The sequence below is a fragment of the Janthinobacterium sp. PLB04 genome (assembly GCF_021165895.1).
Lineage (GTDB): Bacteria > Pseudomonadota > Gammaproteobacteria > Burkholderiales > Burkholderiaceae_D > Janthinobacterium > Janthinobacterium lividum.
This window is the reverse complement of record NZ_CP088968.1, coordinates 848048-867012: the sequence shown is the minus strand read 5'-3', so window position 1 is coordinate 867012 and position 18965 is coordinate 848048. Positions and strand designations below refer to the sequence as shown.

Genomic DNA, 18965 nt, shown 5'->3' with positions numbered 1-18965 from the left:
ATTGTTTGCAGCATTGGCAAAACAGATTTTTTGGCAATCGACATTGCTTAAAATCAATGCATGAATGAATTATTGGCGATCTGGGAAATCCGCGCTTCTTCTCGCGGAGAAACATCTTTTGAAATACGAGAAAAGCAGAAAAAAAAGAAAAAGCGAGGCATAATAAGCCACAACTTGCTTTTTGGTTAAGTCATCCATGCCATGCCATTGACCAGCGAAACCATCAAAAAAAACATCTTGATCGTGGATGATTCCGCGTTCGAGCAGCGCATGCTGATGGAGCTTCTCAGCGAGCAGCCCTACCGTTTCAGCATTGCCTTCAACGGCTACCAGGGCTACCAGCTGGCATTGGCCACGCATCCCGACCTGATCCTGCTCGATGTGCGCATGCCCGAGATGGATGGCTACACGGCATGCCGTCTGCTCAAGGCCAATCCCGAAACGGAAGAGATTCCCGTGATCTTTCTCAGCGGCGCCGATGCCGCCAAGGAGCGCATCATGGGCTTGCAGGTGGGAGGCGTCGACTACATTTCGAAGCCGTTCACGCCGGAAGAACTGGCCGCGCGCATCCATATCCACCTGGGTTTGATGCGTAAAAGCAACAGTACCTTGCCAGCAACGGCGCCGATCAGCGACAAGCTGCAGCATCCCGACCTGGTGTTCGTCAATGCGGTCAAACAGCTGATCCTCGACAACCTGGGCAGCCTGCCGAACCTGTCCGAAATCGCCCGCAGCGTGGGCACCTACCGCGAAAAGCTGACGCTGATGTTCCGCGAGCAAACGGGCATGACGGTCTTCGCCTTCATCCGCGAAGCGCGCATTGCCCGCGGCGTGGAATTGCTGCAGCAGACGGACATCGACGTGCAGGATATCGCCCTGCTGATCGGCTTTCACAACGCGGGCAACTTCGCCACCGCCTTTCGCGAACGCATGGGCGTTCCCCCCAGCGCCTACCGCCAGCGCCTGCAGGAGCAGACGGGGCAGCGGCAGGCGGCGAGTGGTTAGAACTTGTAGTTCAGCTTGAGCGCCGCAACGCGTCCACGCGGATCGGCCTGGGTAAAGTCAAAGCCGGTGGAAGCATAGTCCCAGGGCGCGCGCTTGTTGGCCAGGTTTTGCACGATGAAGGTGACGTTTGCCGCCGGCGTGACTTGCCAACTGCTGGTCACGTCGAACGTGCTGAAGGCAGCCACCGATTCATCGAGGTGCTGCTGCTGCGCATAGCTGCCCACGTAGTTCCATGTGAGCGTGGACGACCACTTGCCCTGCTCCCAGGTGGCCGACGTGACGCCACGCCATTTCGGGATGGAGCCGAAGTAGTTGGTGCCGGCGCCATCGGTCAGCGGTGCGCCATCGGACAGCGGTTCGGCAAAGCGCAGCACGCGGCTCAGCTGGCCGGCCAGGGTCAGCTTGCCCCAGTCCTTGTCGACGAAGCGCTGGCGCAGGTCGATATCGATGCCCGACACTTCGCGCTGGCCCTGGTTGCGGAACTGGCGGTACAGGGTCGTGATGCGCCCATCGGCACCGCGCGTGATCTGTTGCGGCGCCGTGCTTTCATTCTCGAGGATGGTGGTGGCGCTGGCCGTGCCGATCACGCCATCCTGCTTGATACGGTAGTAATCGAGGCCGATGCTCGAACTGCTGGTGGGCGACACCACCACGCCCAGGTTCAGGTTCTTCGACCGCTCGGGGCGCAGGTTCGGATTGGCGATGGTCATGACCGTCACGCCGCGCGACTGCGTCGGCGTCAGGGGATCGCGGGCATCGATCACGCCGGTATAGCTGACGGCCGTGCTGTCGGTGATTTCCGGCAGCGATGGCGCGCGGAAGGCACGTGAAACGGTGCCACGCAGCAACAACCATGGCGCCGCCTGGTAGCGCGCGCTGGCCTTGGGCGAAAACGCATTGCCGAAGTCGCTGTAATGGTCGGCGCGTCCCGCCACATTGACGGACAGGTCTTTTACGACGGGCACATTGAATTCGGCAAACAGGGCCGACACATTGCGCGAGCCGTTGATGATATTGAGTGCGGGGCGCAGTTCCGTGCCCGACAGCACGGCCGTCGAAGTTTGCGAATCCATCTTTTCGCGGCGCCACTGGGCGCCGGCGGCAAATCCCAGCGGGCCAGCCGGCAGGTCCCAGATATCCTTGGCCGCCGAGAAGTCGAGCGTGTCGAGCGTCGATTCGGCCGGGCGCAGGGTCGACAGGCGCAGGCGGTTGCGCACGGCTTCGCTGTTTTGCGACTGGTCAAAGAAATTGTAGCTGCCGTCGGCCAGCACTTTCTGGAATTCATAGCGGTTGACGAAGTTCTGCACCGTTTCCTCCAGCTTGCTGCTGGAATGGGCCACGGCCGTATCCCAGTCCCAGCCCGCCCAGGTGCCCTTGGCGCCGGCCAGCGCGCGGTAGAAGGTGACGCGGTCCTGCTTCAGGCGCGGTCCCAGGTCGAACAGCGTGGCGGTAAATGGCAAGGGCGTCGTGCCCGGATTGTTCGGATGGCCCACGGGCAGCACCACGGGAATGGTATCGAGCAGCTTGGTGCTGTTGTTCCACACGCGCGTGGCGTTGTTCACCGTCAGCGGCGCGCTGAAGGTCTGGTCGGCGCGCGAATAACTGTGCAGCAAGTCGACATAGGCTTCCGTGTCCGCGTTCAGCTTGAGGGTGCCGCGCAGCGACGAGTGGATGCGCTGGATGCCCGGGATCAGCGTTTTATACGGCGCCGGATTGTAGGCCAGCACCTGGCCGCTGCCAGTGGGATTGATGTCCTTGTACGGCACCAGCTGCAGCGGGCCGCGCACACCGCCGAGGGTCTTCGTGGGATCGTTGCCGGCGTAATTCGTGGCGGTCCAGCCCAGGCTGCCGCGCTGCTGCTGCCGGTAATCGGCATCGCGCAGCCATGCCACGTCGCTTTGCTGCAGCTTGTCGCGCTGCTGGGCATCGACCGAGAAGACCACGCTGTAGCCATCTTCCTCGAGCTTGCCGAAACCCGTTTGCAGCGCGGCGCTCTTTTCGTGCTGGCCCGTGCCTTGCGTCGAGCCGCCCCATTGCGCCGTGATGTCCGTGCCCGTGAATTCCTTGTACAGGATGATGTTGACCACGCCGGCCACGGCGTCGGAGCCATACACGGACGAGGCGCCATCCTTGAGCACCTCGATGCGCTGCACGGCCGCCATCGGCAGGCTGTTCAGGTCAACGAAGGTCTGCTGCAAATCCTGCGCCGTGGCATAGCTGGCCACGCGGCGGCCATTCACGAGGATCAGGGTATTTTGCTGGCCGATGCCGCGCAGCGACAGGCCCGAAGTGCCGGCCGAGAAACTGCCCGTATATTGTTCGTTGTAGCTGTTGCCGCTATTGGCGGAGATGGCGCGCAGCACGTCCGACACGCTGGTCTTGCCGCCGGCTTTCAATTCCTTGGCCGTGATGACCTGCACGGCGCTGGCGCCCTCCTTTTCGCTGACGCGGATATTCGATCCGGTGACGTTAACACGCAGCATCTCGTCCTCGGCATGGGCGAAGGCAGGAAAGGCGGCGGCGATGGCAAGACTGATGGCGAGTGGTTTGAACATGGTTTCCTCTTATTGGGATTGCAGCCTTTTTCCGATAAAAAAGGCCGAGCAGGGGCACGCGGACCGGGTGGGCCAGCGGGCAAACGACAACGAAATGGATGGATTGACTTAGGGGATGCGTGGACGGGCACGCACCGGCATCCACTGCGCCATGCATTGCATGGTCAGCTGGTGCGGGACGGCGGAAAAACAGGCAGAAATGGCAAAACGCAACATAAAAAACACCGGTAAGCGGGGAAAGGCCACTATATCCTGGTGTCTTTAGCGCGTGAACGAATTAAAAATTGATTGTATATATGATTTGAATCTAAGGACTTGGTATATGGCAATATCAAGCGTCGGCAATCACCGCAGGCGCCTCCGCCGCGCGGCGTGCCTGCACGCCCCACCAGTACCAGGAAATCAGGGCATTGATCCAGTAGGCCGCATACAGCACGGCCGTCAGGTGCAGGCCGCGGCTGTAGTAGAGCGGCACGGCCACGGTATTGACCAGCAGCCAGAAAGCCCAGGTTTCGATGCGCCGGCTCATCAGCAAGAATTGCGCGATGATGCTAAATACCAACACCGCCGAATCGATGAAGGGCGCGTAGGCATTCGTAAAGCGGTGCAGCAGCAGGCCGTAGATCGCCACGGAGGCGATGCCGGCCGGTACCACCCAGGCCAGGCTGCGCCAGCCCGTGCGCGTGATCGGCAAGGGCTTGCCGTTGGCGCCGCGCCGCCATTGCAGCCAGCCGATGACGCAGGTGACGATGAAAAACAGCTGCAGCATCACGTCGGCGTACAGGTTGACCTGGAAAAACAGCACGGCAAACAGCACGCAGCCGACCATGCCGATCCACCAGGAATGAATATTATTGCGTCCAGCCAGGATGATGGAGGCAGTCATCAGCACATTGGCGGCGATCTCGAGCGGGGCAGTCAAGCGGTCTTCCTTTGCGGGGCAGTGGTGGCACCGCGCCACTATAGCCGATTACACTGCACGGTGTTCGCCGCGCCGGAGGCGGCACCCATGGGGGAAAGCGGCAAAAAACGCGCAAACATCGAGGAAATGCGAACCAGGCCGGCCTTCAGCGGCCGCAGCCCTTGACTTCCCTGGCCATTCTGGCAAATTGACTATCAAGTTGAAACTCCAGGGAAGCTCCCATATGCGCATGCGCCATCTCCTGTTTGCGGCAGTGCTCGGCGTATCTGCCCTGCCCGCCGTGGCTTGCCGCATGACGATGGCGCTGGAGCAGTGGCCGCCGTATGTCTACCGCGATGCCCAGGACCGCTATACGGGCCTGGACCTGGATTTGCTGAAAGCCATTTTCAAGCAAGCCCGCTGCACCCTGGTCACCTTGCCGGAACTGCCCACGGCGCGGCGCCAGCTGCTGTTCCAGAAAGGGGGACTGGACCTGATGCTGGCCGCCTCGGAGACGCCGGAACGCCAGTCCTATGCGCGCTTTTCCATCCCGTATCGCGACGAAGCCGTGGGACTCTTCAGCAAATCCGGCGCGCCCGCCAGCCAGCGCCAGATCGCCAGCTTCGCGCAGCTCGCGCGCGGCAATGCGACCTTGCTGGCGCCCAAAGTGGGCTGGTATGGCGCGCAGTACGCGGCGGCCCGGCCGGTGCTGGAAAAGGCCGGCCGCCTGAATGCGTTCGGCAGCTTCCAGCAAGGCGTGCGCATGCTCGATGCGGGCCGCGCCGACCTGCTGCTGGGCGATGTGCTGGCCGTGCGCCACGAAGCGCGCCTGCAGGGCGTCGCCTTGAACGCCCTGCCCTTCCTGGCCCTGCGCGCCCCCGTGCACCTGATGCTCAATGCGCGCACGACCAGCGCCGCCGACCTGGCGCGCCTGAACGCCGCCATCACGCACCTGGAACAGCGCGGCGTGCTGGCGGCGATACGCAACAGCTACGAAGCACCGTAGCGGAGGTCAGCCCTTCGATGCCGCCTCGAGGATTTCCAGTTTCGTTTCGCGGCCATTCTTTTGCACGCCCTGCGCCTTGTCGTAGCTTTCGATCAGGGCGCGGTACGGCGGCACGATATGGTCGGTCATGATGGCGGCGAATTCCATCGCGTCGGCGCGGTTCCAGGTGCTCATCACTTCAGCCAGCACGGCATACGTGTCGATCGGCACGGCGCCCGCCTGCGTCACGCGCGCCATGGTGATATCGGTGGCCATCTTCGACCAGTTGCCCGAGGCGTCGATGATGGCAAACACCTTGTAGCCGGCCGCCAGCGCGCTGATGGTGGGAAAAGCCATGCACACGCTGGTGAGCGTGCCGGCGATCAGCAGGGTCTTGCGGCCCGTCTTTTCGATGGCGTCGACCCAGGCCGGATTGTCCCAGGCGTTGATCTGGCCCGTGCGCGGGATGTAGACGGCGTCCGGGTTGAAATGGTGGATTTCCGGGATCAATGGGCCGTTCGGGCCGTCCGGCACGGAAGCGGTGGTAAACGTCGGCATGTTGGCCAGGCGCGACAGCTTGGCCAGCGCCGTGACGTGGCCGCGCAGCACGTGCTGCTCGATGTCGCGCACCAGCTGGAACAAGCCGCTCTGGTGGTCGATCAGCAGCATGACGGCGTCGTCGGGATCGATCATCGGTGGCAAACCTTGGAAGTTGGCGGGGGTGCTCATGGTGGTCTCCTCAAAAAACCATGCCGCGGGATGCGGCATGGGTACTGCACAAATTAATGACGCACATTACGGCGCGATACGGGCGAAGCGGCCGCTGTTGAAATCCTCGAATGCCTGCACGATTTCCGCTTCGCTGTTCATGACGAACGGACCGTGGCCGACGATGGGTTCGTCGATCGGCTCGCCGCTCAGCAGCAGAACCACGGCGTCGTTGTTCGCTTCGATGGTGATGCTGTCGCCATCGCGCTCGAACAGCGCCATCTGCGCTTCGCGCACCACGCTCTCGCCATTGACCAGCACCGTGCCGTGCAGGACGATCAGCGCCGTGCTCCACCCCCTCGTCACGGGCAGCTCCGTCAGCTTGCCCTGAGCCAGGCGCATGTCCCACACCTGCATCGGCGAAAACGTGCGGGCCGGGCCATGCGGGCCGTCGAAGTCGCCGGCGATCACGCGCAACGAACCGGCATCGTCCGGCAGCGCCACCGTGGGAATCGTGTCGCCGGTGATGGCCTGGTAGCCGGGCGCCATCATCTTGTTTTTGGCCGGCAGGTTCACCCACAGCTGCACCATTTCCAGGGTGCCGCCCGACTGCGTGAAGGCAGGCGAGTGAAACTCTTCATGCAGGATGCCGGCGCCAGCCGTCATCCATTGCACGTCGCCGGGGCCGATCACGCCGCCCTGGCCCGTCGAATCGCGGTGCGCCACTTCGCCCTTGTAGACGATGGTCACCGTTTCAAAGCCGCGGTGCGGGTGCGAACCGACGCCGGGCGGACGGGTGCCGGGGGCAAATTCGGCAGGGCCGGCATAGTCGAGCAGCAGGAAGGGGCTCAGCTGCTTGCCATGGCCGTTATACGAAAACATCGAGCGCACGGGGAAACCGTCGCCGACCCAGTGCTGGCGGGGTGCGCTGTAGATACCTGTGACTGTGTTCATCTCGATCTCCTGTTGGGGTTTGCATTACGATGAAGACAGAATACGCTTGCAACGATGAAGCCGGTAGACGGTAAAATATGCCATCAGCGTTCCAAAAATAGAACGATCAAGGAGATGGCATGCAGGACTTGAATGACTTGTATTACTTTGTGCAGGTGGTCGACCATGGCGGCTTCGCGCCGGCCGGGCGCGCGCTGGGCATGCCGAAATCAAAACTGAGCCGGCGCATCGCCCTGCTGGAAGAGCGCCTCGGCGCGCGCCTGCTGCAGCGCACGACGCGCCACTTTTCCGTCACCGACGTGGGCCAGACGTTTTACGAGCATTGCAAGGCCATGCTGGTGGAAGCGGAGGCGGCGCAGGAAGCGATCGAACTGACGCGGGCCGCGCCACGGGGCACGGTGCGCCTGTCCTGTCCCATCGCCCTGCTGCACTCCCTGGTCGCGCCCATGCTGGCCGGCTTCATGCGCGAACATCCGCAGGTCACGCTGCTGCTGGAAGCGAGCAACCGCCGCGTCGACCTGGTAGCCGAAGGCATCGACATGGCCATCCGCGTGCGTCCGCCGCCGCTGCCCGACAGCGACCTGGTGCTGCGCGTGCTGGCCGAACGCAGCCAGTGCATGGTGGGCAGTCCGCTGCTGTTCGCCGGCGCGCCCGTGCCGAAGGCGCCGGCCGACCTGGCCGACTGGCCCAGCCTGGCCCTGGGCACGCCGCAACAGCACTACCAGTGGGATTTGTACGGCCCCGATGGCGCGCGCGCCCAGTTGCGCCACGTGCCGCGCTTCGTCACGGGCGACATGCTGACCCTGCGCGATGCGGCCGTGGCCGGCGTGGGCGTGGTGCAGCTGCCGACCATGATGATCACCGAACAGGTGGCCGATGGCAGCCTGCTGCCGCTGATGGAGCAGTGGCGGCCGCAGCGCGAAATCATCCACGCCGTTTTCCCGTCGCGGCGCGGCCTGCTGCCGGCCGTGCGTACGCTGATCGACTACCTGGCGCACAGCTTCGCCGCGCTGGAGGAAGAGTGAGGGTTTTCAGGTACGATGGCATACCCTCCAATTGCCTGGATACCGCATGCGTTTATTGATTTTGTCGGACCTGCACCACGAGTTATGGCGCGACGAAGCGCCGCAGGGCGACCTCGCGCTCAGCTGCCCCGACGCCGTGATCCTGGCCGGCGACATCGACACGGGCGCCCGCGCCGTCGCCTGGGCCGCCAGTACATTCGCGGGCCTACCCGTGCTGTACGTGCATGGCAACCACGAAGGCTATGGCCACCACCTCGACAAGGTGCGCCAGGAGCTGCGCGCGCTCTGTGCGGCCACGGACAACGTGCATTTTCTCGACGCCGATACCCACGTCATCACCGACAAGGCTGGCAACGCCGTGCGCTTCCTGGGCGCCACCCTGTGGACGGATTTCCGCCTGCTGGGTGACGATACGCGCCAGTCGGCCATGCGCGACGCGGAAGCCGTCATGAACGACTACAAGCGCATCCGCCTGGCCGGCATGGGCTTTCGCAAGCTGCGCGCGGCCGACACGGCCATGTTCCACGCGCAGCAAAAAGCCTGGCTGGCGCGCGAACTGGCGCAGCCATTCCATGGCGCTACCGTCGTCATCAGCCACATGGCGCCGTCGCTGCTTTCGGTCGATGATGCCTACGGCAACGAAGGGTGTTCGCCCGCCTATGCCTCGCGCCTGGACGAGCTGGCCGCGCAGGCGGACCTGTGGGTGCATGGCCACATCCACGCCTCGCGCGACTACCGCATCGGCCAGTGCCGCGTCGTATCCAACCCCTGCGGCTACAAGACGCGCAGCGGCACGCCGCAAAATCCCCAGTTCAACCCGAACTTCATCGTCGAACTGGGCACGCCCTAGTCCTCGGCCTTCAGGCGCCCCGCCAGCAATTGCTGCAGGCGGTGCTTGCCGGCCCGGCGTGCCGCGCGCGGCGACGCTACCGACTGGTGCGCGCCGGCGCCGCCGCGCAGCCTGGCGGCTGCCACCAGCGGATTGCGCGGCTTGGGCGTGGCTTTCACTTTGATCTTCATGGTTTCTCCTTTCAGCCCTTGATGCAGACGACCTGGCGCAAGGTATGCACCACTTCCACCAGGTCGCTCTGGTGCGCCATGACGGCGTCGATATTTTTATAGGCGGCCGGGATCTCGTCGACCACGCCGCCATCCTTGCGGCACTCGATGCCGGCCGTCTGCTCGGCGAGGTCGAAGCGGTTGAAGCGGCGCTTCGCCTCGCTGCGACTCATGCTGCGCCCCGCCCCGTGCGAGCAGGAACAGAACGATTCCGGATTGCCCTTGCCGCGCACGATGAAGCTGCGTGCCCCCATGCTGCCGGGGATGATGCCCAGCTCGCCCTGTCGCGCTGAAATGGCGCCCTTGCGCGTCACATACAAATCCTCATTGCCATACGTTTCGCGCGCAATGTAGTTGTGATGGCAGTTGATCGCTTCGCCATCAAGCCGGAACGGCGGTGCATGCTTCGCCAGCGCGTCGAGCACGCGGCGCATCATTTCACTGCGGTTGAGCAGCGCATAATCCTGCGCCCAGTCCACCGCCTCCACGTAGTCGTCGAAGACCGTGGAACCTTCGCTGAGGTACGCCAGGTCGGCGTCCGGCAGCTGCAGCTGGTGGCGCCGCATGTCCTTCTGCGCAGCAGCGATGAAGTAACGGCCAATCACGTTGCCGATGCCGCGCGAACCAGAATGCAGCATGATCCACACGCGCTGTTCCTCGTCAAGGCAGATTTCGATGAAGTGATTGCCGCCGCCCAGGGTGCCTGCCTGGCAGATCCACGTGCGCTCGAACTGGCGCAGCATCTTGGCAATGCCGCGGTGACGCTCGACGATGTGCGCCAGGCGGTCGCCGAGGGGCCGCACGGCGCGCGCCTGGCGCGAGCCTTGCACACGGCTCCATTCGTGCTGCTCGAAGCCGACAGGTACTTCCGCTTCGATGGCGCTGCGCAGGCGCGCCAGGTTGTCGGGCAGGTCGCTGGCTGTCAGGGTCGTGCGCACGGCATTCATGCCGCAGCCGATGTCGACGCCGACGGCGGACGGGATGATGGCGCCGCGCGTGGGAATCACACTGCCGACGGTGGCGCCGATGCCGGCATGCACGTCAGGCATGGCCGCCACATGCGGATGGACGATGGGCAGGCTGGCAATATTGTGCAACTGGCGCAGCGCCTGCGCGTCGATATCGTCGGTAAAAATATGCACGGGCACATAGGTGCCGTGCAATGTCTGATGGATGGGCATAACGTATTCCTTGGTCTTGTCGTTATGCCGGGGCCCCTATGAAACAAAAAACCCCGGCGAGTTTCCTCACCGGGGTTTGAAGGACACCGGCTCGGGATCGGCAATGTGCCGATGGCCCCGAGCGTCATGCACGGGGCTAGTGGTCGTACTTGCTGCCAGCCTGCTCGAACATGGGTTTCCTTTCTTTTATCTGGTTAATCTGAACTGCGGACGACGATTCTGCACCTTATGCTGCAGTGCGTCAACCGCTTTTCATGGCGAAGACGCCAACGTTGTTATTTTGTCGCAGCCGCTTTTTCTTTCGCTATGCGGGCATCGAGCTTGGCTTCATTTTTGGCAGCGTAACGGCTGCACGCCTGCGCATCGATGAAGGGATTCGGCGTGACGCCTTCCAGCAATTGCGTCAGCTTCTGGTCGCCGCCGGAGTGGTCGGGGTGGGCCGAGATCAGGATGTCGCACGGCAGCCGGGCAAAGTCCTGCATGACGCGGCGGAAGGCCGGCGTCAGGTCCGCATGGCGTTCATCGCCCAGGTAGTGAAAATCGTCGGCCGCCACCGGCGTGAGGCTCGCGCCGAAGACCACGCTCAGGCATTCCTTGCGCTCCGCATCCTCGCACGACACCCAGGTCCAGCTGGTGCTGCCCGGCGTATGGCCGGGCGTGTAGCGCGCCGTGATGGTCACGTCGCCCAGCTGCAGGGTTTCGCCATCGGCGATCTCGCGCACATTCTCCACGGCGGGCATGGGATCGATTTCGCCAGCTTGCGGGTCCATGGCGAGCACCGATCCCGCGCGCAGCGCCTGCGCACCGAGCGGGCTGGCGATCACTTGCGCGCCGCTGTCGCGGGCCAGGGCGGCGATGCCGCCCGAATGGTCGAAATGCGCTTCCGTATTCAGGATGAACTTGATGTCTTCCAGGCGAAAGCCCAGCTCGAGGATATGTTCCTTGATGGCGGCCACCGATTGCGGCAGCGCGCCATCGATAAGGATCAAGCCTTCGCGCGTGTCGATCAGCACCACGCTCAAGCCGCCCACGCCCACATAATACGTGTCGCCGTGGATGCGCGCCGGTTGCTGCGGACGGTTCCACTGCGCCGCATACGGCGAGGCGATCGGCTGCGTCAAGGGATCGACGGCGGGCGTGGCGGCATGCGCGGCAAACGGCAGCGCCATGGCGGCCAGCGCGATACTGAGCAGGGTCTTGGGAAAGAAGAAAGGCGGCATGCGGCTCCAGTAATGAGTGTGCGGTAATCGATGCCACAGGGTAACGTCGCTACCCTCGCGCGGTCAAGCAGACGGACGCAGCGACATGCGCTACGATAGAGGCCCATTGACTGCCGTGCGCCTCGCCGCGCCTCCTGCCATGCGTTTGCTGATCCTGTCCGACCTGCACCTGGAAGTCTGGGGCGAAGACACGCCCGCCATCGATCTTGCCGCCTGCCGACCCGACGTGGTGATCCTGGCCGGCGACATCGATACGGGCAGCAATGCCATCGCCTGGGCCGCGCGCACCTTCGGCTCCCTGCCCGTGCTGTACGTGCACGGCAATCACGAGGGCTATGGGCATCAGCTGGAATACATGCAGGATGCCGTGCGCGACGCCTGCGCCAGCGCCAATGCGCAGGGCGCCAGCATCCGCCTGCTCGACGGCGATGCCGTGGTACTCAACGGCGTGCGCTTCCTCGGCGTCACGCTGTGGACGGATTTTCTGCTGTTCGGCGCGGAGCGCCGGGACGAAGCCTTGAACGCGGCGCAAAGCTACATGCCCGACTACAAGCGCATCAGCACAGGCGGCGACACGCCGCGTCTCTTGTGCGCGGCCGACACGGCGCAGCTGCACGCGCAGCACCGCGCCTGGCTGGAGCGGCAAATGGCGCAACCCTTCGATGGCAAGACCGTCGTCATCACGCACATGGCGCCCTCGATGCTGTCGGTGGAAGAGCAGTACGCGACGAACCTGGGCTCGCCCGCCTTCGCCTCGCAGCTGGACGCGCTGGTGGCGCAGGCGGACCTGTGGGTGCATGGCCACATGCACGCTTCGCTCGACTACCACGTCCAGGACTGCCGCGTGGTCTGCAACCCCTGCGGCTACAAGCGGCCCGATGGCACGCCGGAGAATGAACGCTACGATTCCGGCTTCATCATCGACCTCTCCAGCGCGGTTTAATTTTTCCGATAGCGCAACTGCACCACGCCGCTGGGCAGCTGGCGCGTGCCGTCCAGGCGCCAGTCGCTGCGCGGCAAGCCATCCTCGAACAGGCGCACGCCCCTGCCCAGCACCACGGGCAGCACGGACAAGGTCAGGCTGTCGATGGCGCCTTCGCGCAAGCCGGCACGGATGACGGCGCCGCCATCGAGATACACGTGGCGGCAGCCCTCCTCTGCCAACCCCTCCAGCACTGTCCGCACGCTGCCTTCGCGGCGCTGCTCGCCATGGCGCGGCGCGAAGTCTCGGTGGCTGAGTACCACCACGCGCTTGCCCGCATATGGCCACGGCTCGAAGCCCAGCACAGCGTCATACGTGGTGCGGCCGATCACCAGGGTATCGACTTGATCCATCAATGCCGTGTAGCCGGTGGCGTCGGGCGAGTCGGGGGCCAGTTCGGCCAGCCAGGACAAGTCTCCATTTTCTCCGGCGATGCAGCCGTCGATGCTGATGCCGAGAAAAACGCTGACAGAAGTTTTTTTCATGGGTGTGCTTTCATTTAATTCTACGGTGTAGAATTATGCCCATGAAAACCACAAAACTTCAAGTCATCGGATCTGCCGTGCGCCGCGCCGGGCGTCCGCGCCGCGCCCTCCCCGCACTGGATAACGCCAGCATCCTGCAAGCGGCCCTGGCCCTGCTGGAAGAAAAGGGCGAAGCGTTTTCCATGCGTGCGCTGGCGCAAAGCCTGGGCGTCGACGCCATGGCCCTGTATCACTACTACGCGGGAAAAGAGGAATTATTGCAAGCGTTGATGGTGCAGCGTTTTGCCGCGCTCGATCCGTGCCAGCCGCCGTTTACGCGGCGCCAGGCGGCACCACGGCGTGTGCTCGCGCTGTGCGCGCTATACCTGGAGCTGGTCAGCGCCACGCCGTATTTCGTGCGCCTGATGGCGCGCGGACTGGTGGCGCAAGCCGATGTGGCCGAGCGGTTCACGGCACTGTTCGAGCTGGCTGTGGAGAGCCTCGACCTGGACAAGAAAACCCGTCTGCGCGGGCGCGATGCGCTTGTCGATTTCCTGCACGGCTATGCGCTGGCGGGCAGGCCCGCCAGCGACACAGCCTGGCATGCTTCGGTCGGCCTGATCCTGGCGGGCATGGCCGCCCGGAACTAGCCTGGCATCAGGCCAGCAGCTTGAGCAGCGCCTGCGCGGCCGCTTCCGACGACGCGGGATTCTGGCCCGTGACCAGCACGCCATCGGTGACGGCATACGGCTGCCAGTCGCCCAGCTTCGAGTAGACGCCGCCGTTTTCCTTCAGCATGTCCTCGACCAGGAAAGGCACGATCGCGCTCAAGCCGACGGCGTCTTCCTCGGTATTCGTAAAGCCCGTCACCTGCTTGCCGCGCACCAGCGGCGTACCGTCGGTTGCCTTCACGTGACGCAGCACGCCGGGCGCATGGCAGACGGCGGCGACCGGCTTGCCGGCGGCGATCATCTGTTCGATCAGCGCGATCGAGTGCGGATCTTCGGCCAGGTCCCACAGCGGGCCATGGCCGCCCGGATAGAACACGGCGTCAAAGTCAGCTGCCTTCACGTCGGCCAGCTTGCCCGTGTTGGCCAGCACGGCTTGCGCATCGGCGTCCTGCTTGAAGCGGCGCGTGGCATCCGTTTGCGAATCCGGCTCGTCGCTTTTCGGGTCCAGCGGCGGCTGGCCGCCCAGCGGCGAAACGACCGTCAGCTTCGCGCCCGCTTCCTGCAGCGCATAGTAGGGCGCGGCGAATTCTTCCAGCCAGAAACCGGTTTTCTTGCCGGTGTTACCGAGTTTGTCGTGCGAGGTGAGTACCATCAGGATATTCATGTTGCTTCCTTTTATGTCAGGGTTACAGTGCTGCTTCGAGGATACGGCGGCTGCGCGCGAGGTCGATATCGCGGTGTTCGCCGAGGGAGGTCATGCCATGTGCTTCCAATTGCGTCAGTACCGCTTCCACCGCTTCCTGGCCCAGCTGATAGGCCGATAAACGGGTCGGGATGCCCAGCCCTTCAAAGAAGGCGCGGGTGCGGGCGATGGCCGCGGTTATGCGCTCGTCGTCGCTGCCCTCCGTGATGTTCCAGACACGCTCGCCATACTGTAGCAATTTGCCGCGTTTCTGCTCACGCTGCACGTCCAGCAGCGCGGGCAGCACCAGGGCCAGGGTGCGCGCATGGTCGATGTCGTACAGGGCCGTCAGTTCGTGACCGATCATGTGGGTGGCCCAGTCCTGCGGCACGCCGGCGCCGATCAGGCCATTCAGCGCCAGGGTGGCGGTCCACATCAGGTTGGCGCGGGTGGCGTAATCGTCGGGCGATGCGACGGCCTGCGGCGCGATCTCGACCAGGGTCTGCAGCAAGCCTTCGGCAAAGCGGTCCTGCACCTTCGCCTGCACCGGATAGGTCAGATACTGCTCCGTGGTGTGCACAAAGGCGTCGACCAGGCCGTTGGCCACCTGCGTGGCCGGCAAGGTAAACGTTTTGCTGGGGTCGAGTACGGAAAATTGCGGATACAGCAGCGGGTTGCGAAAACTCAGCTTGTCATGCGTGGCTTTTTTCGTCACCACGCCGCCGCTGTTCATTTCCGACCCCGTGGCCGGCAAGGTCAGTACCGTGCCAAACGGCAGGGCGCGCTGCACATTGGCGCCGCCGCGCTCGGCGATTTCCCACGGCTCGCCGTCGTACAGGGCGGCGGCGGCGACGAACTTGGTGCCATCGATCACCGAGCCGCCACCGACGGCCAGCAGGAAGTCCAGCTTTTCATTGCGCACCTGGGCCACGGCGCGCATCAGGGTTTCATAGCTGGGATTGGGTTCGATGCCGCCAAACTCCTGCACGCTGCGCTGGCCCAGCGCGGCGCGTACCTCGGCCAGAGTGCCGGTCTTTTCCGCGCTGGCGCCGCCGTACAAAATCAGCACGCGCGCATCGGGCGGCACCAGCGTGGACAATTTGGCGACGGTATCAAGACCGAAGACGATACGGGTCGGGTTATGGAATTCAAAATTTTTCATGATGTCGTTCCTTGTTATTAGACTGGTCGTCTAGAATGCAGTTCAAAAAAACGCGGACGAATCTCATCCGCGTACCTGGCGCCCGCCCATTAGTCCGGCGGCAGCTGCAACATCGCCAGGGTCGCCCGCCAGGCAGTTTGCAGGGCGCTGGCGTCGCGCCGCAGCTTGGTCAGCATCGCCGCGCCCAGCCACAGCTGATACAAGGTGGCAGCCATCTGCGCCGGATCAGCCACCGATGGCAGCGAGTCGTCCACCCTGCCCCGCGCGATGGCCAGCGCCAGCCTGGCGATGATGCGGTGGGTGCCATCGAGCAGCGCCACGCGCATCGGTTCCGACATGTCCGCCACTTCGCTGCTGAGCTTGACCACCAGGCAACGGCAGTCGCAGCCGCTGCCATCGAGGCTCTCGCTCGTCCAGCTGGCCCAATACGCCATCAGCGATTGCGCCGCGTTCTGGCCGGGCTGGCCCAGCACGAGCTCCATTTCGTCCAGGTAGCCGGTGACGTAATCTTCCAGCATCGCTTCGCCAAACAATTCCTTGGACTTGAAGTAATGGTAGAACGAGCCCTTGGGCACGTCGGCGGCCGACAAGATCTCGTTCAGTCCCACGCCGGCAAAGCCCTTGCGCGTGATGATGGCCTTGCCCTGGTCGATAATGTGCTGGCGCACGTCGGTGTATTCAGCTTTCATGCGAGGTATTGTAGCACAATTAGACCAGTCGTCTAGAATAAAGTAAACCCAGAAACAAATTCTGGGGTCGGACCCTCAAGGCCGCTAATGCAGAGGCTTGCGCCAGAGGGCGCGGGGGTCTGACCCCGGCAGCCGCAGTCGGCCAGCCAGCTTAGGCAAACTTCTTGAAATCCGGCTTCCTCTTTTCAAAGAAGGCCGTAAACGCTTCCTTCGCTTCGGCGCCGCCCAGCATGGCGCTGAACAGTTTGTTTTCGTCGGCGATGGCCGCCTTCATCGGTTCCATGCGGCTTTGCTTCATCAGGCGCTTGGTGGCGCGGATCGAGGCGGCCGGCAGGGCCACCAGCTTGGCCGCCTGGCCTTGCGCGAAGGTCATCAAGTCATACAGGGGCACGACCTTCGACACCAGGCCCATTTCCAGCGCTTCGCTGGCCGGGAACGCTTCGCCCAGCATCAGCTTTTCCGCCGCGCGCGGGTAGCCGGCCAATTGGGTGAGCAGCAGGCTGGAGCCGAATTCCGGGCACAGGCCCAGTTGCGTGAACGGCATCGAGAAGCTGGCGTTGTCTGCCGCGTAGACCAGGTCGCAGTGCATCAGCAAGGTGGTGCCGATGCCGATGGCCGGGCCGGACACGGCTGCCACCACGGGCTTGCTGCTGCCGTACAGGGCGCGCATGAACTGGAACACGGGACGGTCATGGTCGAGCGAACCATCCTTCGGGCGCGCCGTCTTCATGAAGTCATCGAGGTCGTTACCTGCCGTAAAAATCTCGCGCTTGCCGCAGATCAGGATGGCGCGTACTTCATCATCCGTCTCGGCCGCCACCAGCGCATCGGCCAGGGTCTGGTACATGGCGCCCGTGATCGCATTCTTGCGTTCCAGGCGGTTGAATTCCAGGGTCAGGATGCCCTCGCTCTTGCTGCACAAAATATCCATGTCGTCTCCAAAAAGATAAAGGGCGCCGGAGTCATCCCACAGCGCCCTGTTTTATTGCTTTACTCAGCCAGACTTATACGCGTTCAAAAATTCCGGCCGCGCCCATGCCGGCGCCCACGCACATCGTGACCATGCCGTACTTCTGCTTGGTGCGCTGCAGCGCGTGGATCACGGTGGCGGCGCGAATGGCACCGGTGGCGCCCAGCGGGTGGCCCAGGGCGATCGCACCGCCCATCGGGTTGACTTTTGCCGGGTCCAGGCCCAGGTCGCCGATGACGGCCAGTGCCTGTGCCGCAAACGCTTCGTTCAGCTCGATCCAGTCCAGCTGGTCTTGCGTGATGCCGGCGGCGGCGCACGCTGCTGGAATGGCGAATTTCGGACCGATGCCCATGATTTCAGGCGGCACGCCGCGCACGGCGAACGAGGAGAATTTCGCCAGCGGAGTCAGGTTATGCTCGCGCAGGATTTTTTCGCTGACGATCAGCAGCGCGCCGGCGCCGTCGGACATCTGCGAGCTGTTGGCAGCGGTCACGCTGCCGTTGGCGGCGAAGACAGGCTTCAGCTTGGCCAGCGACTCCATCGACGAATCGGCGCGCGCGCCTTCGTCCGTGTCGACGGTACGGCGGCTCACGTCGACCTGACCGGTAGCCAGGTTCGGCGTGCGCGTGATGATTTCCACTGGCGTCGTTTCCGCCTTGAAGAAACCGGCTTGCTGCGCGGCGATGGCGCGGCGGTGCGATTCAACGGAGAACGCGTCCTGCTGTTCGCGCGACACTTTCCATTGCTGCGCCACTTTTTCGGCCGTCAAGCCCATGCCGTAAGCCATGCCGATATTCTCGTCGCTGAACATGTCCAGGTTCATCGATGGGTGGTGGCCCATCATCGGCACCATCGACATCGATTCGATGCCGCCGGCGATCATCACGTCGGCTTCGCCCACGCGGATGCGGTCGGCCGCCATGGCAATGGCCGTGATGCCCGAAGCGCAGTAGCGGTTGACGGTGACGCCGCCGACGGTTTTCGGCAAGCCGGCCAGCAGCACCGAGTTACGCGCGATATTGAAGCCCTGCTCCGCTTCCGGGAACGAGCAGCCGATGATGGCGTCAGTGATCAACGCAGGGTCGAGGCCAGGCGCTTGCGCCAGGGCCGATTGCAGCACGCGCACCAGCAGGTCGTCCGGGCGGGTGTTCTTGAACATGCCGCGCGGCGCCTTGCCGATCGGGGTGCGGGTTGCAGAGACGATGTAGGCGTCTTGAAGTTGTTTGCTCATTTTATGCTTTCAAAGATGTTGAACGAGGTTCGTGTTCTGTCGAATGTCCGGGATAGAGGCTTATCGCTTCTGCGACAAATACCAGTCCACCGTCACCTGTGCCGCCAGCGTGCCTTCGGAGTCGAAGATATCGACTTCCACGGGAAACGCCACCTTGCCATCCTGCGCCAGCTGCGCCTTCAAGGCAGCCAGGTCGCCCGGTACCCGGCCTTCGGCGCGCGTCGCGCCCCGGGCCACCTTCTGGTACTGGATGCGCGACTCCTTGGCCACCGGGCGCAAGCCCAGTATCAGCTCGGCGAAGCCGCCAGCCATGGCCGCGCCGGAAGCCGTTTCGGCCAGGGTAAACAAGGCACCCGCATGCTGCGTGCCCAGGTGATTATTCAGTTTTGGATCTTCCGGCATCGACACCTTCGAGGTGCCGGCGCCGATGTCGTCGATGCTGATCCCCAGCAGCCGCACGAAGGGCAAGGTGTCCATCATCTGTTGTTTGATACGGTCATACACCATGCTTGGCCTCACGC

The 18965-nt window shown here is 63.6% G+C and carries 20 protein-coding genes; 6 read left to right on the top strand and 14 right to left on the bottom strand.

Going from position 1 to position 18965, the window contains the following annotated elements; translation table 11 throughout:
• The first annotated feature begins 201 nt into the window (after nt 1-201).
• A complete protein-coding gene (locus LSO07_RS03750; protein WP_092608998.1) occupies nt 202-1005 on the top strand; it encodes a response regulator transcription factor in 804 nt (267 codons plus the stop codon).
• On the opposite strand, the gene LSO07_RS03745 is transcribed toward LSO07_RS03750, so the two are convergent.
• Nucleotides 1002-3560, bottom strand: coding sequence for a TonB-dependent receptor (locus tag LSO07_RS03745; protein ID WP_191909572.1), 2559 nt, complete (start codon nt 3558-3560; stop codon nt 1002-1004). The genes LSO07_RS03750 and LSO07_RS03745 overlap by 4 nt on opposite strands.
• Before the next feature lie 331 nt (nt 3561-3891).
• Nucleotides 3892-4482, bottom strand: coding sequence for a nicotinamide riboside transporter PnuC (gene pnuC, locus LSO07_RS03740; RefSeq protein ID WP_151092348.1), 591 nt, complete (start codon nt 4480-4482; stop codon nt 3892-3894).
• Nucleotides 4483-4711: 229 nt separating this feature from the next.
• On the opposite strand from pnuC, the gene LSO07_RS03735 reads away from it, so the two are divergent.
• Complete coding sequence (locus LSO07_RS03735) at nt 4712-5467, top strand: substrate-binding periplasmic protein (RefSeq protein ID WP_225317166.1); 756 nt, start codon at nt 4712-4714, stop codon at nt 5465-5467.
• Nucleotides 5468-5473: 6 nt separating this feature from the next.
• Here LSO07_RS03735 and LSO07_RS03730 read toward each other — a convergent pair whose 3' ends face one another.
• Nucleotides 5474-6175 carry an isochorismatase family protein gene (locus tag LSO07_RS03730; RefSeq protein WP_208672447.1) on the bottom strand — a complete coding sequence of 234 codons (702 nt, stop codon included), beginning with the start codon at nt 6173-6175 and terminating at the stop codon, nt 5474-5476.
• 66 nt (nt 6176-6241) lie between these two features.
• Complete coding sequence (locus LSO07_RS03725; protein ID WP_151092344.1) at nt 6242-7108, bottom strand: pirin family protein; 867 nt, start codon at nt 7106-7108, stop codon at nt 6242-6244.
• A 119-nt stretch (nt 7109-7227) separates the two neighbouring features.
• Here LSO07_RS03725 and LSO07_RS03720 point away from each other — a divergent pair, with 119 nt between their 5' ends.
• Nucleotides 7228-8133: a LysR family transcriptional regulator gene (locus LSO07_RS03720; protein WP_151092342.1), complete on the top strand. Its 906-nt coding sequence runs from the start codon at nt 7228-7230 to the stop codon at nt 8131-8133.
• Between the two features lie 46 nt (nt 8134-8179).
• Entirely contained in the window at nt 8180-8983 is an 804-nt protein-coding gene (locus tag LSO07_RS03715; RefSeq protein WP_151092340.1) for a metallophosphoesterase family protein, read from the top strand.
• Here LSO07_RS03715 and LSO07_RS03710 read toward each other — a convergent pair.
• The 3 genes from LSO07_RS03710 to bla all read right to left on the bottom strand — a co-directional run bounded on the left by LSO07_RS03710 (nt 8980) and on the right by bla (nt 11593).
• The gene (locus LSO07_RS03710; RefSeq protein ID WP_167468624.1) at nt 8980-9153 is read right to left on the bottom strand and encodes a hypothetical protein; all 174 of its coding nucleotides are present in this window, start codon (nt 9151-9153) and stop codon (nt 8980-8982) included. The two genes, LSO07_RS03715 and LSO07_RS03710, sit on opposite strands and share 4 nt — an antisense overlap.
• An 11-nt stretch (nt 9154-9164) precedes the next feature.
• A complete protein-coding gene (locus LSO07_RS03705; protein ID WP_151092338.1) occupies nt 9165-10373 on the bottom strand; it encodes an RtcB family protein in 1209 nt (402 codons plus the stop codon).
• A 275-nt stretch (nt 10374-10648) separates the two neighbouring features.
• Complete coding sequence (gene bla / locus LSO07_RS03700; RefSeq protein ID WP_151092336.1) at nt 10649-11593, bottom strand: subclass B3 metallo-beta-lactamase; 945 nt, start codon at nt 11591-11593, stop codon at nt 10649-10651.
• Nucleotides 11594-11678: 85 nt separating this feature from the next.
• On the opposite strand from bla, the gene LSO07_RS03695 reads away from it, so the two are divergent.
• Nucleotides 11679-12536, top strand: coding sequence for a metallophosphoesterase family protein (locus tag LSO07_RS03695; protein WP_225317165.1), 858 nt, complete (start codon nt 11679-11681; stop codon nt 12534-12536).
• Here LSO07_RS03695 and LSO07_RS03690 read toward each other — a convergent pair.
• A complete protein-coding gene (locus LSO07_RS03690) occupies nt 12533-13060 on the bottom strand; it encodes a dihydrofolate reductase family protein (protein ID WP_151092334.1) in 528 nt (175 codons plus the stop codon). The genes LSO07_RS03695 and LSO07_RS03690 overlap by 4 nt on opposite strands.
• Before the next feature lie 41 nt (nt 13061-13101).
• Between LSO07_RS03690 and LSO07_RS03685 the strand changes: the two genes are divergently transcribed.
• A complete protein-coding gene (locus LSO07_RS03685; protein ID WP_191909571.1) occupies nt 13102-13689 on the top strand; it encodes a TetR/AcrR family transcriptional regulator in 588 nt (195 codons plus the stop codon).
• A 7-nt stretch (nt 13690-13696) separates the two neighbouring features.
• Here LSO07_RS03685 and LSO07_RS03680 read toward each other — a convergent pair whose 3' ends face one another.
• From LSO07_RS03680 to LSO07_RS03655, 6 genes are all read right to left on the bottom strand, one after another.
• On the bottom strand, nt 13697-14374 hold the full coding sequence (locus LSO07_RS03680; protein WP_151092330.1) for a type 1 glutamine amidotransferase domain-containing protein: 678 nt from the start codon (nt 14372-14374) through the stop codon (nt 13697-13699).
• Nucleotides 14375-14396: 22 nt separating this feature from the next.
• Nucleotides 14397-15554 (bottom strand): iron-containing alcohol dehydrogenase, encoded by a 1158-nt coding sequence (locus LSO07_RS03675; RefSeq protein ID WP_151092328.1) that lies wholly within the window; start codon nt 15552-15554, stop codon nt 14397-14399.
• Nucleotides 15555-15643: 89 nt separating this feature from the next.
• Entirely contained in the window at nt 15644-16243 is a 600-nt protein-coding gene (locus LSO07_RS03670; protein WP_034778440.1) for a TetR/AcrR family transcriptional regulator, read from the bottom strand.
• A 151-nt stretch (nt 16244-16394) separates the two neighbouring features.
• Nucleotides 16395-17174, bottom strand: coding sequence for an enoyl-CoA hydratase (locus LSO07_RS03665; RefSeq protein WP_034778437.1), 780 nt, complete (start codon nt 17172-17174; stop codon nt 16395-16397).
• A gap of 73 nt (nt 17175-17247) precedes the next feature.
• Nucleotides 17248-18444, bottom strand: coding sequence for an acetyl-CoA C-acyltransferase (locus LSO07_RS03660; protein ID WP_151092326.1), 1197 nt, complete (start codon nt 18442-18444; stop codon nt 17248-17250).
• A gap of 60 nt (nt 18445-18504) precedes the next feature.
• Nucleotides 18505-18951, bottom strand: coding sequence for a PaaI family thioesterase (locus LSO07_RS03655; RefSeq protein ID WP_035828560.1), 447 nt, complete (start codon nt 18949-18951; stop codon nt 18505-18507).
• Nucleotides 18952-18965 lie beyond the last annotated feature (14 nt).

Excerpts from the sequence above, each read along its gene's own strand:
- LSO07_RS03695 (WP_225317165.1), top strand. The coding sequence starts at position 11,679 with ATGCGCTACGATAGAGGCCCATTGACTGCCGTGCGCCTCGCCGCGCCT.
- LSO07_RS03670 (WP_034778440.1), bottom strand. The coding sequence starts at position 16,243 with ATGAAAGCTGAATACACCGACGTGCGCCAGCACATTATCGACCAGGGC.
- LSO07_RS03735 (WP_225317166.1), top strand. The coding sequence starts at position 4,712 with ATGCGCCATCTCCTGTTTGCGGCAGTGCTCGGCGTATCTGCCCTGCCC.
- LSO07_RS03665 (WP_034778437.1), bottom strand. The coding sequence starts at position 17,174 with ATGGATATTTTGTGCAGCAAGAGCGAGGGCATCCTGACCCTGGAATTC.
- LSO07_RS03660 (WP_151092326.1), bottom strand. The coding sequence starts at position 18,444 with ATGAGCAAACAACTTCAAGACGCCTACATCGTCTCTGCAACCCGCACC.
- LSO07_RS03705 (WP_151092338.1), bottom strand. The coding sequence starts at position 10,373 with ATGCCCATCCATCAGACATTGCACGGCACCTATGTGCCCGTGCATATT.
- LSO07_RS03690 (WP_151092334.1), bottom strand. The coding sequence starts at position 13,060 with ATGAAAAAAACTTCTGTCAGCGTTTTTCTCGGCATCAGCATCGACGGC.
- LSO07_RS03715 (WP_151092340.1), top strand. The coding sequence starts at position 8,180 with ATGCGTTTATTGATTTTGTCGGACCTGCACCACGAGTTATGGCGCGAC.
- LSO07_RS03750 (WP_092608998.1), top strand. The coding sequence starts at position 202 with ATGCCATTGACCAGCGAAACCATCAAAAAAAACATCTTGATCGTGGAT.
- LSO07_RS03685 (WP_191909571.1), top strand. The coding sequence starts at position 13,102 with ATGAAAACCACAAAACTTCAAGTCATCGGATCTGCCGTGCGCCGCGCC.
- LSO07_RS03725 (WP_151092344.1), bottom strand. The coding sequence starts at position 7,108 with ATGAACACAGTCACAGGTATCTACAGCGCACCCCGCCAGCACTGGGTC.
- LSO07_RS03730 (WP_208672447.1), bottom strand. The coding sequence starts at position 6,175 with ATGAGCACCCCCGCCAACTTCCAAGGTTTGCCACCGATGATCGATCCC.
- LSO07_RS03675 (WP_151092328.1), bottom strand. The coding sequence starts at position 15,554 with ATGAAAAATTTTGAATTCCATAACCCGACCCGTATCGTCTTCGGTCTT.
- LSO07_RS03710 (WP_167468624.1), bottom strand. The coding sequence starts at position 9,153 with ATGAAGATCAAAGTGAAAGCCACGCCCAAGCCGCGCAATCCGCTGGTG.
- LSO07_RS03655 (WP_035828560.1), bottom strand. The coding sequence starts at position 18,951 with ATGGTGTATGACCGTATCAAACAACAGATGATGGACACCTTGCCCTTC.
- LSO07_RS03720 (WP_151092342.1), top strand. The coding sequence starts at position 7,228 with ATGCAGGACTTGAATGACTTGTATTACTTTGTGCAGGTGGTCGACCAT.
- LSO07_RS03745 (WP_191909572.1), bottom strand. The coding sequence starts at position 3,560 with ATGTTCAAACCACTCGCCATCAGTCTTGCCATCGCCGCCGCCTTTCCT.
- LSO07_RS03680 (WP_151092330.1), bottom strand. The coding sequence starts at position 14,374 with ATGAATATCCTGATGGTACTCACCTCGCACGACAAACTCGGTAACACC.
- bla (WP_151092336.1), bottom strand. The coding sequence starts at position 11,593 with ATGCCGCCTTTCTTCTTTCCCAAGACCCTGCTCAGTATCGCGCTGGCC.